This is a genomic window from Nocardia jejuensis NBRC 103114 (genome assembly GCF_001613145.1).
GTDB lineage: Bacteria > Actinomycetota > Actinomycetes > Mycobacteriales > Mycobacteriaceae > Nocardia > Nocardia jejuensis.
Window position 1 is genome coordinate 126,329 of sequence record NZ_BDBU01000035.1, and the last position, 13,188, is coordinate 139,516.

14 protein-coding genes are annotated in these 13,188 nt (G+C 67.7%); 5 read left to right on the top strand and 9 right to left on the bottom strand.

The window, feature by feature from the left end; translation table 11 throughout:
- Nucleotides 1-21: 21 nt before the first annotated feature.
- Genes NJ1_RS26895 through NJ1_RS26905 form a run of 3 tightly spaced genes read right to left on the bottom strand, consistent with a single transcriptional unit; the run spans nt 22 to nt 2,641 of the window.
- Nucleotides 22-723: a methionine ABC transporter permease gene (locus NJ1_RS26895; protein WP_422615783.1), complete on the bottom strand. Its 702-nt coding sequence runs from the start codon at nt 721-723 to the stop codon at nt 22-24.
- The gene (locus NJ1_RS26900; protein ID WP_067699294.1) at nt 720-1,769 is read right to left on the bottom strand and encodes a methionine ABC transporter ATP-binding protein; all 1,050 of its coding nucleotides are present in this window, start codon (nt 1,767-1,769) and stop codon (nt 720-722) included. The genes NJ1_RS26895 and NJ1_RS26900 overlap by 4 nt, the downstream gene beginning before the upstream one ends.
- On the bottom strand, nt 1,766-2,641 hold the full coding sequence (locus NJ1_RS26905) for a MetQ/NlpA family ABC transporter substrate-binding protein (RefSeq protein ID WP_067699375.1): 876 nt from the start codon (nt 2,639-2,641) through the stop codon (nt 1,766-1,768). Before NJ1_RS26905 ends, NJ1_RS26900 begins: the two co-directional genes overlap by 4 nt.
- Before the next feature lie 130 nt (nt 2,642-2,771).
- Between NJ1_RS26905 and NJ1_RS26910 the strand changes: the two genes are divergently transcribed.
- The gene (locus NJ1_RS26910) at nt 2,772-3,635 is read left to right on the top strand and encodes a MetQ/NlpA family ABC transporter substrate-binding protein (RefSeq protein WP_084478899.1); all 864 of its coding nucleotides are present in this window, start codon (nt 2,772-2,774) and stop codon (nt 3,633-3,635) included.
- 8 nt (nt 3,636-3,643) lie between these two features.
- On the opposite strand, the gene NJ1_RS26915 is transcribed toward NJ1_RS26910, so the two are convergent.
- The 5 genes from NJ1_RS26915 to NJ1_RS26935 all read right to left on the bottom strand — a co-directional run bounded on the left by NJ1_RS26915 (nt 3,644) and on the right by NJ1_RS26935 (nt 10,043).
- A complete protein-coding gene (locus NJ1_RS26915; protein ID WP_157574226.1) occupies nt 3,644-4,588 on the bottom strand; it encodes a hypothetical protein in 945 nt (314 codons plus the stop codon).
- Nucleotides 4,589-4,633: 45 nt separating this feature from the next.
- Nucleotides 4,634-5,428 carry a bestrophin-like domain gene (locus tag NJ1_RS26920; protein ID WP_067699299.1) on the bottom strand — a complete coding sequence of 265 codons (795 nt, stop codon included), beginning with the start codon at nt 5,426-5,428 and terminating at the stop codon, nt 4,634-4,636.
- A gap of 467 nt (nt 5,429-5,895) precedes the next feature.
- Nucleotides 5,896-6,639, bottom strand: coding sequence for an adenosylcobinamide-GDP ribazoletransferase (locus tag NJ1_RS26925; RefSeq protein WP_067699301.1), 744 nt, complete (start codon nt 6,637-6,639; stop codon nt 5,896-5,898).
- A gap of 216 nt (nt 6,640-6,855) precedes the next feature.
- The gene (gene cobT / locus NJ1_RS38405) at nt 6,856-8,913 is read right to left on the bottom strand and encodes a nicotinate-nucleotide--dimethylbenzimidazole phosphoribosyltransferase (RefSeq protein WP_084478890.1); all 2,058 of its coding nucleotides are present in this window, start codon (nt 8,911-8,913) and stop codon (nt 6,856-6,858) included.
- A gap of 164 nt (nt 8,914-9,077) precedes the next feature.
- Nucleotides 9,078-10,043: a helix-turn-helix domain-containing protein gene (locus NJ1_RS26935; RefSeq protein ID WP_067699303.1), complete on the bottom strand. Its 966-nt coding sequence runs from the start codon at nt 10,041-10,043 to the stop codon at nt 9,078-9,080.
- An 86-nt stretch (nt 10,044-10,129) separates the two neighbouring features.
- Here NJ1_RS26935 and NJ1_RS39390 point away from each other — a divergent pair, with 86 nt between their 5' ends.
- Together NJ1_RS39390 and NJ1_RS26940 are read left to right on the top strand one after the other, a co-directional pair.
- Nucleotides 10,130-10,270 (top strand): hypothetical protein, encoded by a 141-nt coding sequence (locus NJ1_RS39390; protein ID WP_157574227.1) that lies wholly within the window; start codon nt 10,130-10,132, stop codon nt 10,268-10,270.
- On the top strand, nt 10,267-10,515 hold the full coding sequence (locus NJ1_RS26940; RefSeq protein ID WP_067699305.1) for a hypothetical protein: 249 nt from the start codon (nt 10,267-10,269) through the stop codon (nt 10,513-10,515). The genes NJ1_RS39390 and NJ1_RS26940 overlap by 4 nt, the downstream gene beginning before the upstream one ends.
- Nucleotides 10,516-10,632: 117 nt before the next feature.
- Here the strand turns inward: NJ1_RS26940 and NJ1_RS26945 are convergent, their stop codons facing one another.
- On the bottom strand, nt 10,633-11,286 hold the full coding sequence (locus tag NJ1_RS26945) for a DUF3043 domain-containing protein (RefSeq protein ID WP_067699307.1): 654 nt from the start codon (nt 11,284-11,286) through the stop codon (nt 10,633-10,635).
- Between the two features lie 243 nt (nt 11,287-11,529).
- Here NJ1_RS26945 and NJ1_RS26950 point away from each other — a divergent pair, with 243 nt between their 5' ends.
- Both NJ1_RS26950 and NJ1_RS26955 read left to right on the top strand, forming a co-directional pair.
- Entirely contained in the window at nt 11,530-11,880 is a 351-nt protein-coding gene (locus NJ1_RS26950; RefSeq protein WP_067699309.1) for an iron-sulfur cluster assembly accessory protein, read from the top strand.
- A 206-nt stretch (nt 11,881-12,086) separates the two neighbouring features.
- Complete coding sequence (locus NJ1_RS26955; protein ID WP_067699311.1) at nt 12,087-13,058, top strand: carbohydrate kinase family protein; 972 nt, start codon at nt 12,087-12,089, stop codon at nt 13,056-13,058.
- Nucleotides 13,059-13,188: the final 130 nt, after the last annotated feature.

Genomic DNA, 13,188 nt, shown 5'->3' on the forward strand with positions numbered 1-13,188 from the left:
GTGGAGGGGGCGGTGATCAGCTCAGCGGCGAAGAACCTTTCGGGCCAGGAAGTTGCCCAGGAATTGGATGGCCTGGACTCCGGCGATGATGACCAGCGTCGCCACCAGGGTCACCTGCCAATCGAAGCGCTGGTAGCCGTAGACGAGGGCGAAGTCGCCCAGTCCACCGCCACCGACGGTGCCCGCCATGGCCGACATGTCGACGATGGCGATGATCACGAAGGTGTAACCGAGCACCAAGGGGCCCAATGCTTCCGGGATCAGCAGCGTCAGAATGATGCGAAGGGGTCCGGCGCCCATGGAGCGAGCCGCTTCGATCACGCCCGGGTCCACGGTCACCAGGTTCTGTTCCACGATGCGGGCGATGCCGAACGAGGCCGCGACGACCATGACGAAGGCCGCCGCATCGGTGCCGATGGTGGTGCCGACGACCTTCAGGGTGATCGGCCCGAGCGCGGCCAGCAGAATGATGAACGGGATCGGGCGCACGACGTTCACCAGCACGTTGAGCACGACATTGATCGGCCGGTTCGCCAGTAGGCCGCCCTTGCGGGTGGTGTAGAGCGCCGCACCCAGGGCCAGGCCGATGAGGCCGCCGACCACGAAGGTCAGCAGCACCAGGTAGATCGTGGTGCCGATGGCCTCGGTGAGGACCGGGCGCAGCTTGTCCCAATCCGTCTGCACGGCAGCGAGATTCGCGACCGTGTCCGAGAGTGGGGTCATGCGGTCCTCCGCTCGGATCGAGCACCGAGGGTGTCGGCCGTCAGCACCGCAACCGCTTCCCGGACCGCGTCGGGGTCCCCATCCAATGCCAGCGTGATGCTCCCGAAGGTCTTGTCCTGCAACGAACTCACCCCGCCGTACACGATCTCGAAGCGAACCCCGGACCGCGCGGCGACTGCCAACGCGTCCCCGACGCCGTGCTCGTCGTCGATGTCCACGGTCACCAGCTGACCGGCATGCCGCTCACCGAGCCGCGCCAACTCCTCGGCGCTGGGCTTGATGTGCAGCACGGTGTCCACGAACGACCGCGTCGGCGTCGCCTGCGGATCCGCGAACACGTCGAAGGTGCTCGCCAACTCCACGATTCGCCCCTCGGCCAGCACCGCCACCCGATCGGCGACGGCACGGATCACGTCCATCTCGTGGGTGATCACGATGATGGTCACCCCGAGTTCGCGATTCACCTTGCGCAGCAGACGAAGGACCTCACCGGTGGTCTCGGGATCCAGCGCCGAGGTGGCCTCGTCGGCGAGCAGCAGCGACGGCGAGGTCGCCAGCGCCCGGGCGATGCCCACCCGCTGCTTCTGCCCGCCCGACAGCTGGTCGGGATAGCTGCGCGCCTTGTCCGAAAGCCCGACGAACTCCAGCAGTTCCGCGACCCGCGCCTTGCGCTTCGCGCGCGGCCAGCCCGCCACCTTCAGCGGGTATTCGATATTCCCGGCCGCGGTGCGTGAGCGAAACAGATTGAACTGCTGGAAGATCATGCCGATATCGCGGCGCAACTGCCGCACCCGGGACTCCGGAACCCCGGTGATCGGCGTACCCGAGATCAGCACGGTCCCGCTGGTCGGCTTCTCCAGAGCGTTGATCAGGCGCACCAGGGTGCTCTTGCCCGCCCCGGAATAGCCGATCACACCGAAGATCTCGCCGTGTTCGATCCGCAGATCGATCTCCGACACAGCGGTGTGCCGCGTCTTGCCCGACTCGAAAACCTTGGTGACAGCCCGGAATTCGACCGCGGCGGTATCGGTGACCCGCTCGCTCACTTCTTCTCGCGGATGGTCTGCTGCACCCGCGCCAGAATCTGCTCCAGCTCCGGGCCGCTGCGAGTCACCTCGAGCGCGGTGCCCTTGGAGTTCTCCTGCACGGCCTTCTGCACGTCCGCGTCGTGCCAGATCTCCACCAGCTTCAGATAGGTGGCGTTGTTCTTGTCCGCGGCGCGGGTCACGAAGGCGTTGATGTACGGCTCCGCACCCGGATTCTTCGGATCATCCTTGTAGAGCGCGGTACTCGGGTCGATGCCGGACTTCAGCAGGAAGGTGTTGTTGATGATCGACCCGTCCACCGACTCCAGCGACAGCGCGGTCTGGGTGGCATCGACGGGGGTGACCTTCACCTTGGACGCACCCTTGTCGACGTCGGCGGGCGAGGGCTGGCGGACATCACCGGACAGCTTCAACAGTCCGGCGGCCTGCAACACGAACAGCGCCCGCGCCTGATTGGTCGGATCGTTGGGGATGGCGATCTCCGCGCCCTGCCCGATCTCGGCCAGCGACTTGTGCTTCTTGGAGTACAAGCCCAGCGGCACGATCTGGGACGCGCCGATCGGCGTCAGATCCTGATTGTTGGCCACGTTGTACTGCCCGAGGAACTGCAGGTGCTGGAACAGATTCACATCGATCTGGTTCTGTGCCAGCGCCGCGTTCGGCTGGGTGTAGTCGGAGTAGTGCACGATCTTCAGATCGATGCCCTGTGCCTTGGCCTTCTGCTCGAACACGTCCCACTGCGAGTCGGTCTCGGTGGTGCCGATCCGAATCGCACCGGAGTTGTCGTCGCTGCTGCACGCCGTGGCCGTGAGGGTGAGGCCGGCGAGGGCCGCGACCAGTACCGGGATCGCCAGTACCCGTTGGAATTTCACTCGTGCTCCCACATGATCGTCGTAATGGAACCCGACCATGCAACCGGCGCGGCAACCGTCCGGCAATGATTGCGATCCCGGCGATCGAAACACTCGCGACACCGCGCCGCCCTCGCCTAGCTTGCGTGAAATGGGAAAATTGCGCCGTCTCTTGGCGATTCCGCTCCTGATCGCACTCGCCGCGACCGCCGCGTGTGGCGGGGAACACCGCGATGACGTGGTGCGCATCGGTGTGAACGATCTCGCTCTCCCGCACTGGGACGTGTACAAGCGCAAGGCCGCCGAAGCGGGCATCACCGTCGAATTCGTGAACTTCAGCGATTACAACCAGCCGAATCCGGCGCTGTCGCAGGGTCGGATCGACCTCAACAAGTTCCAGCACATCCGTTACCTGGCCAATTACAACGCGCGCAACAACGACACCCTCGTCCCGATCGGGGCGACGGAGATCTTCGCGCTGACCCTGTACTCCACGAAGCACAAGTCGGTCACCGAGATCCCCCAGGGCGGGGAGATCACCCTCAGCAACAACCCCGCGAACCAGGTGCGACCGCTGCTGTCATTGGCCGCGGCGGGGCTGATCGTGCTGAAGAACGGGCCGAGCTGGGATTCGAAGCTCGAGGACGTCGACAATGCGGCGTCCAAGGTCCGGCTGACCACGATCGAACCGACCCTGACCGCGCAGTCCCTGTCGAGTGTCGACGCCGCGTTCGTGGACGACACCTTCGCCCAGCCGGCGGGCCTGACCGAGAACGAGGTCATCTATACCGACGACCCCAACCGGCCCGACCTCACGCAATACATCAATATCTTCGCGGCCCGCGCCGAGGACCGGGACAACCCCGAGCTGCTGCGGTTGGCGAAGCTGTATCACGACCCGGAGGTCGAGGCGGCCGTCAAGGCCGAGACCGGCTACGAGGGCATCTTCAAGACGAACGATCCCGCCGAACTCCAGTCCACCGCAACCGAACTCGAAACCAAGTTCCGGCAGTAGCTCCCAGGTCAGGCCTGACGGCTGCGGCTGATGCGGGCTCGAACACCGGCCAGGATCGTGATGACCATGACCGTCATCATCTGCATGGTGTTCCAGTCCAGGGGTTCGGGTTCCGGGAGCGCCAGCGGCGGCGACACGTGCGCGACCGGCAGCGGTGGTAGTGGCAGGACCGGAACGGGCGGCACGATCTGGGGCATCGGCGGCACGACCGGGGCGACGACCGGCACGACGGGCGCGATCGGCGCGTCGGCCTTCGGGATCGTCAGCGGGATACCCGGGATGTCCGCCGGGGCGGGCAACAGCAACAGACAGGTGAGGATCGCGCTCCCGGTGACAGCGCTGCCGACCGCCGCGCTGCCCACTCCGGCGGAACCCGGGCCGACCAGACCGCTCGAGCCGAGGATGAAACCCGGGCCGATCAGACCGGAGCCCATGCCGCTGCCGGTGGCGATGCCCAGCAGGATCGCACCCACCCCGACGACGGCGCTACCGGCGCACGCGGTGAGCACACTGCCCGATTCGAGGCCCAGGCTTTCGCCGAGGGTGCCTGCGGCGGGCGTGCGGCCCGCGTCGGGTAGCGCGATCTCTTCCGGTGGCGGTGCGGGCGCGGCAGCCTCGCTCCCCGCGCTCCCGGTGACCGCGCTGCCGGTATTGACGTGCGCGCCCGCCACCTCCTGCGGATCCAAGCCCAGCGAACTGCCGGACGAGGTGCCACCGGCGGGCGAGGAACTCCCACTCCCCAATCCCAACGAGCTGCCCGATGATTCGGCTATGTCATCGGGTGCGGAGGTGTCGATCCCCGCACTGCCGCTGAATATCTCACCGAGCGAGGGCAATTCCGGCGGCCCCGCGTCGGCGTTCGCCGCCCCGGATTGCACCGCCAGCAGCGCCGCGGCGATGGGCACCGCCGTGGCCGCCGCGAATCCCTTTGCGGTCCTTCGACTTCTCGTCACTGTTCTCTCCGAACCCTGGTGCCGACATCTCGTCCGTCAGTGCCGTCAGCGCGGATTGGCGACCGCGGTGACGCCGGAGGAGGTGATGTGCTGGAACCGGGAGAGCGCGAGCTCATAGGCCTCTTTGGACACCTGGTTCCCGCCCGCGAACGGCTGATCGAGCTGATAGACCGCCATGATCACCGCGCCGACCACCACACCGAACAGACCGGTCATGATGACGCTGCGCTTGGTCACCAGCACTCCGGAGAACACGGTGCCCAGCAACAGCATCGCGGTGCCGAACCACAGCGCGACGTACAGGAAGGTGGGCAGCCGGTACCGCGCGTCGAGGCCACGGTCGTAGCGCGCCTCGGCGACGGCGTCCAGCCCGGCCTGCGCACCGGTCACCGAATCCTTGACGCTCGGATCCGTGGTCGGCACCGCGCCCACCGCTGACCGCAATTCGTCGAAGGTGTCCTGGGTGCCCTGGTTCAGCTCGCGGTTCTTCTCCATGGAGGTCCACTCGTCGGTGACGACCTGACTCGTGTACTGCCGCACCAGACTCTGGATCGAGGTGCGATCCGGCTCCGGCATGTCGTTGGACGCCTCGTACACGGTGACCAGCCCCTTGGCCTCGGACACCGTGTGCGCGTGCGCGTTGTCGTACTGCTGCCACAGGATCACCACCACGAAGGCGACGATCGCGGCGAAGAACATGTTCACCAGATCGAGCACCATATGGCCGGCGGCCTCGTCGTCGGTCTGACGCCAGCTGTCGGGCCGGACCCGATCCCCGACCAGGAATACGGTCACCGCCGCGACCGCGAAAAGCACGGGCAGGGCCATCAAATACGTCATCCCACTGCTCCATCTTCAGACCACTGGCACTTTCGATCACGTTGTATTCGCAGCCACGGAGCGGTCGGATTGCGTTGCGCGACAGTTCCGTTATCGGTTTTTGGCGAGGTCTGCGAAGGTGCCCGGAATATCCGGATGAATCGATGATTACGGACCGGTAGTTACTGATCTCGTGCGGTTCATCGGCGTTCCCTGATCCGAAAGACCGCAGCATGATTCAGGATTCGCGCCATGATTCACCGGAGGATCCACGTCCCCACCGGATCCGCCCGTCTGCTGATCACCACTGTCGCCCGGTGCGGCAAACCGGCCATCGCGCCGGAAGCCGAACCCCGACAACGGATTGTGCCTCGGGGACCGCCTCGCCGGTGGCGGCCGGTGGGATTCCACCCAGCCCTGATCTCGAAGAGCGCCCATGGCCCGAGGCTTACCGACCGCTCGGTCGCGCCCTACCGAGGTGCACGATGTCAGCCGAAAGTCAGCAACGCTGCGGCGACGGTCGCGGAAATCTCGACGGCCGCGCCGAGCACATCTCCGTTCAAGCCGCCGAATCGCCGCACGCAGTGCCGCACCACCAGCGCGGTCGCACCGAGCGCGACGACCACCGCGACCGGCCCCAGCCACCGGTGCTCGGTGGCGAATCCCGCTGCCAGCAGGGCGATCCCACCCCATCCGACGGCCACGACAGTGCCCTGTGTGCCCGCGACGAGTGCACCGAATCCGGCTCCCGGCGCGGCCTCGATACCTCGCCTGCATGCGAAGACCACCGCGATCCGCCCCACGGCGACCGCCAGCACCACGGCCCCCCACCGCCCGGCCGCACCCAGCGACGCGAACGAAACCGCCTGCACCCCGATGGCGAAAACCAGCGCCGCCACCCCGAAGGGCCCGGCCCCACCACTTTTCATGATCTCCCGGGCTCGCTCCGGCGGCCCGTAACTCCCCAGCCCGTCCACCGTGTCCGCGAGCCCGTCGATATGCATTCCCCGTGTCCCCAGCGCGAGCCCGCCGACCGCGATGAGCCCCGCCAGCAGCCAGGACCCGCCCAAAGCTGCTATCCCCCAGAGCAACCCGGCCGCCCCGAGTCCGAGCACCACGCCGACAGCGGGAACCCACCCGATCGCTCGCCCCGCCGCCGCACGATCCACGTGCTCCGGGCCTCGCACCGGCAGAACGGTCAACCAGGAGAACGCCAGCCGCACCCCGTTCACGCCGGTTCACCTGGTACGAAGGTCCGCGAGCCAACCGAGGTCGCCATGACCGCTCGGGAGCCGTATCCGACCTGCCGCGCCGAGACCACCGTCGAGCGGTGGACCGAGCCGTCTCGATAGCCGAGCCCTCCCGACGGCGACTTCACCCGGCGTGCCTTTCCCACGACCCGTGAGCCACCCGCGACGACATCGCGGGCACTGAGGGTGCCGGGAGTGTCAAACAACGGGGGCTTCGGTGTCCGCGTCGGAGGTACTGACGCCCGCCTGGGCGAAGGTCGCCATTTCCGAGAGCGTGGCGACGGCCGCGCGCAGGATGGGCAGGGCTGTGAGGGCTCCGGAACCTTCCCCGAGCCGCATACCCATATCGAGCATGGGCTCGAGGGTGAGCCGGTCGAGAGCGATGGCGTGGGCCGGTTCGCTGGAACGGTGGCCCGCGACCCACCAGGCGCGCGCGCCGGGCGCGAGTTGGTCGGCAACCAGAGCCGCGGCGGTCACCACGACGCCGTCCACGATCACCGGGGTGCGGCGGGCGGCGGCACGGGCCAGGAAGCCCGCCATCGCGGCGAGGTCAGCCCCGCCGGCGGTGCGCAGCAGAGCAACCGGATCCTTGACCACCGGACGCGCGCGCCACATGGCGTCGCGAATGGCGGCGGTCTTGCGGATCCACCCGGCATCGTCGACTCCGGTGCCTCGGCCGACGGCGATCACCGGCTCGGTGTCGGTGATGGTCGCGATCAGGACCGTCGCGGGAGTCGTATTGCCGATACCCATCTCACCGGCGATGAGAAGGTCAGCGCCGGAATCGATTTCCTCATCGGCAATGCTCGCACCGGCCGCCAGCGCAGCCTGCACCTCGGCCTCGGTGAGCGCGTCCTCACGGTCGATCGACCCGCTCGAGCGCCGCACCTTGTGCCGCGAGATCTCCGGAGCCGTATCCCCCTGCACCGCAATGTCTTCCACCCGCACGGTGGCATCGGCCAAGCGCGCGAGCACATTCACCGCCGCGCCGCCGCCGAGGAAGTTCGCGACCATCTGCGCGGTCACCTCACTCGGATACGCCGACACCCCGTGCCGCGCCACACCATGATCTCCGGCGAACACCACGACCCGAGCCCGCTCGAACTGCCTGGGCGGGCACACGCCCTGGCACGCCGCCACCCAGTTGCCGAGGGTCTCGAGCCGCCCGAGCGCACCCGCCGGCTTGGTCAGCTGCAGCTGGTACTCGGCGGCCTCGGATCGAACCCCGGCGTCGGGGCCGTTCACCGGACCGAACGAAATCCGCGCGGGCTTGGTCAGATTCGCGGGAGCCGGCCCCGAGGCCCCGGTGGCGGGGTCGTACACACCGGGGGGCAGCGCGGTCGATTCGCTGGACACGGTGACGGAATCGGCTGCGGCGACCGCCGTCTCGCCCTGGGCGGCCGCGGAAGCTCCCGCCGCCGCCTTGTTCGAGGAGTCGCTCGCCTCGGGTGAATCGACTGCCGCGGAAACGGTTTCATTGACGGCCGCGTCCACCGTGCCCGCGACGGTCACCCCGGCAGCGGCGGCGGCCATCGACGCGGCGACCACCGACGCGCTCGAAACCTCCTGCGGTGCGGCCTCACTCGCGTCGAGGGCGGAGAAGGTGTTCGGCTGCGCCGGGTCACCGGCCACCGAGGTATCGACGCTGCTGTCCACCGACGCCACGGTCGCCGCGGCATCCGACAGCACGGCGGCGTACGCGGCCACCCGATCGGGCTTGACCCGCACGGGCTGACCGGCGACGACCAGATATACCTCGTCACAGACCTCGGCCAACCGCTGATTGAGCGCGCCGATCTCGTCACGGAAGAGCCGCCCGGAGGTGGTGGCCGGAATGACTCCCATGCCGACCTCGGGACTCACGATCACCAACCGCTGCCCGTACCCGGCAACCGCGCTCACCAGCGCGTCGAAATCGGGCGCCAGGGTGCCGCGCGGAGACTCCCACGCCGCGCGCGCGTCGATCCGCGCGGTGAGCCAGGTCCCCAGATCGTCGATCAGCGTGGCGGGCGCGTCCTGCGCCAGCACCGCGACCGGATCGCCCTCGACCACGCTCCACGTCCCGGGCCGGCGGGCCTGATGCCCCGCGATCCGCGCGGCGAAATCCGCATCGGCGGGGTCGGCCACCGCGGTCGCGACGTAGCGCACCGCCTCCGAAGCGACCAGCTGTTCCGCGAAAGCCGACTTCCCGGACCGGGCTCCACCGAGCACCAGCGTCCGCAGCGGTCGATCGGTTGTCTGAGCAGTGTGCGACACGTCAGCACGGTACCAACCGCACTACATACCCGGCCGACTCGGCACGACCACCGTGAGACGCGATCGGACCCGCCCCACGTACCCGCGGCCACCACCGAGCCCGTACAGCCCGCCGCGATCCGTACCTCCCGGCTCGGGCCGAGTGCCCTGGTCTGTCACGCCCCTCAGGACACCCGCACGCCGAATCGCCGCCGGTACTCCACGGGCGCGATGCCGACCAGCCGCTGGAAGTGGTGCCGCAGCAACGCCCCGGACCCGAATCCGCACCTGTTCGCGAGCGATTCCAGATCCAGATCGGTCTCCTCCAGCAGCTGCTTGGCGAGCAGAATCCGCTGTCCGGTCAACCATTTCACCGGCGTGGTGCCGGTTTCCGCGGCGAACCGGCGCGCGAAGGTGCGGGTGGACATCGAGGTGCGCACCGCCAGCGAATCCACGGTGTGCGGCATCTCCAGATGCTGTTCCATCCAGTGCAGGGTCTCGCTGAGACTGTCCAGGCTGCAATCCACGACCGGCCGCTCGATGAACTGCCGCTGCCCGCCGTCGCGCTGCGGCGGCACCACCATGCGCCGCGCCACCGCATTGGCGACATTGCTGCCGAGCTCGCGCCGCACCAGATGCAGGCAGGCGTCGATCCCGGCGGCGGTGCCCGCGCTGGTGATCAGATTCCCCTCGTCCACATACAGCACATCGGGATCGACGGTCGCGAGCGGAAACCGTTGCGCCAGTTCGTCCACATACCGCCAGTGCGTCGTGCATTTGCGCCCGTCCAGCAGCCCGGCCTCCCCGGCGAGGAAGGCGCCCGAGCACACGGTGAGCACGGTCGCGCCGCGCTCGGAGGCGTCGCGCACCGCGTCCACGACCCGCCGATCCAGCTTGTCGGCCACATGGAACGGGAACGCCGGTATCGCCACCAGATCCGCGTCCCGCAGCTCCTCGAGACCGTATTCCGGCGTCACCGCGATACCAGGTGAACTGGTGCGCAGCGGCTTTCCGGGCTCCGCCCCGCAGACCCGGAAGTCGAAGGCGGGCAGCCCGTCCGCCGTGCGATCGAGGCCGAAAACCTCACAGACGACGCCGAATTCGAACATCGCGAGGCGGTCGTTGAGCACCACCGAGATCTTCGACAACATGGTCTCACCCTACTTGGCCGAATATTTGCGAACAATGACAGAACAGCCACTGTTGGCAGGAACTTCTCTAGAGAAAACTTACAGCCATGCACGCACTGACCGCAATCACCGCAGCCGGGACCGCCATCAGCGCCCTGGGCTACCTGACCTTCGGCGCCATGGCGTGGGGCACAACAGATTCCATCCGATCCACCCGATCGACCATTGAGGGCGAGGCACTCGCATGACCACCATCAGCTCCGGATTCGGACCCTTCACCACCTCCGACACCGATCGCGCGACCTCCGACCGCACCGCCACCGACAGCAAGGCAGCACCCATGTTCCGCCGCCTGTTCACCCTGTTCGCCGCGGCCGGCAAAGCGGTCCCCTTCCACCCCGCGCGCGTCGGCTCTGCCGATTTCTCCGATCGCGACAACGCCCGGATGACGATGGAACTGCGCGCCATCTCCAGCATCCGCGAACACGGCTGATGCGCCCGAGAGAACCGATCCACCCCCGAAAGCCCGAACACCCCGTGTCACCACCGCGAACTGCGGATCGGACACGGGGTGTTCGATGTATTACGAGTCTCGATGCAAGACGAGGCCCTAGACGCTGTCGCCCGCCTTCACCCGAGGCTTCGGCGCGCGCATGCGGCGAATCTGCGAGGCCCGCACGAACGAGTACCACCCCAGCGAGAAGCTGGAATCGGTCGCGTTCGGGAACCGCTCACGCACCCGGTTGTTCACGATGCGACCGAGCACGATGCCCTCGATGATCATGAACAGCATCATCACCAGCATGCCGAGCGTCACGATCGCCTGCAGCGCGGGCGAGAGGATCATGCTCAGGATCAATACGAGTGCAAGGGGCATGAACAAACCGAGCAGATTGCGGCGCGCGTCGACGATGTCACGCACGTATCCCTTCACCGGCCCCTTGTCGCGAGGCAGCAGGAACTGCTCCTCGCCGGCCAGCATCCGGGCCCGGCGATCCTGCACCTGGGCGCGACGCTCGGAGGAGGAGCTCTTGCGATCCTCCTTGGATCCGGCCAGCGACTTGCGCCGGGCGCGGGCCTCCTTGGAGGTCTTCGGAGCAGGTGCGACCGGGCCGCGACGGCGCGCTTCGGCCTCACGACGCTTCGGTGTGGGCTTGCCCTTACCGAGGGTGACGGCCTTCTCCTCGACAGTCGCCGCAGCACCGGCGTCGGTCACGGAGGTGTCGGAGGTGGTGGTGGACTCGCCACGACGGAGGAACTTCACGCCGACCAGGCTATTCGATGGCATGCCTGCCGGAAAAACCTGGTCCGCCCGTTTCGCCCTCCGGCTACCCGATCAGCTATCTGACGGCGACGTCGATCGCGACGTGACACCCACGTCAATCCCCGACCCGGTCCGTGGGACCCCCTCCGCGTACGATTGGGAATAGTCGCCCCCGAAGCGGCGTTGACAGCCGACGAGCCGTGCGCTTTTCACGGGTTGAAAACAGGTCCTTTAGGAGAGTCCATGACTGCGCAGAACGAGATCACCACTCACGGTGCGACTCTGACCGACGCCGCCGCCATCAAGGCGAAGGCGCTTCTGGATCAGGAAGGCCGCGACGACCTGGCGCTTCGGATCGCCGTGCAGCCCGGCGGCTGTGCCGGTCTGCGCTACCAGCTGTTCTTCGACGATCGCTCGCTCGATGGTGACCTGGTCGCCGACTTCGGCGGCGTCACGCTGGCCGTCGACCGCATGAGCGCCCCCTACGTGGAGGGCGCCTCGATCGACTTCGTCGACACCATCGAGAAGCAGGGCTTCACGATCGACAACCCCAACGCCACCGGCTCGTGCGCCTGCGGCGACAGCTTCAACTGATCTGACCGCATCCAGCGCGGAACACCTTCGGGAGTTCCGCGCTGACGCATGCCCGAGCACTGTTCCCAAGACCTGGTTCAACCCGTCTCGGACAGTGTATTTTTCTTAGGTGCGGCCGGCTCGGCCGTCACCTCCTACCCCGGCCCCGCGTCTGCCGTCCCCGCATGTAGGTGTGCGCAGCGCTCGTCACCGAAGGATTGACACTCGTGACCATCGCCGTGTCCGCTTCCATTGCGACCGACCACCTCATGCGATTCCCGGGGAAGTTCTCCGACGCCCTGCTTGCCGATCAGCTCCAGCACGTCTCGCTCAGCTTCCTCGTCGATGATCTGGTGATCCGCCGCGGCGGCGTCGCCGGCAACATCGCCTACGCCATGGGCCTGCTGGGCCGCACTCCCCTGCTGGTCGGCGCGGTCGGCCCGGACTTCGCCGAATACCGGAAGTGGTTGGAGGACAACGGCGTCGACTGCTCGGCCGTGAAGATCTCCACCGAGGCGCACACCGCCCGCTTCGTCTGCACCACCGACGAGACCATGGCGCAGATCGCCTCCTTCTACCCCGGCGCCATGAGCGAGGCCCGCGACATCACCGTCGCCAGCCTGGCCGAGGGACGAGAGCTGGACCTGGTGCTGGTCGGCGCGAACGACCCCGACGCCATGGTCCTGCACACCGAGCAGGCCCGCGCCGCCGGAATCCCCTTCGCCGCGGACCCCTCGCAGCAGCTCGCGCGCCTGGACGGCGAGCAGGCCCTGAGCCTGATCGACGGCGCGGCCTACCTGTTCACCAACGAGTACGAGTGGGGCCTGCTGCTGAGCAAGACCGGCCTCACCGAGGCGGAAGTCGCTGAGCGCGTGGGCATCCGGGTCACCACCCTGGGCTCCAAGGGCGCGAAGATCGTCGACCGCGACGGCACCGAGATCCACGTCGACGTGGTCCCCGACAACGCCAAGGTCGACCCGACCGGCGTCGGCGACGGCTTCCGCGCGGGCTTCCTGACCGGACACGCCGCGGGACTGTCCCTCGAGCGCTCGGCGCAGCTGGGCTCGCTCATCGCCGTACTCATCCTGGAAACCGTCGGCACCCAGGAGTGGACCCTCGACCACGACGTCGCCCTCAAGCGCCTGCGCGGGGCCTACGGCGCCGAGGCCGCCGCCGAGATCGAGGCGATCCTCCGCTAGTAATCCGGCCGAGATCGATCCGATTCTCGGCGGAAACCTGTCGGACTCATTCGTGCCGCACGCTGATCCCTGGGGATCGGCGTGCGGTTCTTCTTGCGCTGGAACCGCACTCTGATCACCGTTCAACCGT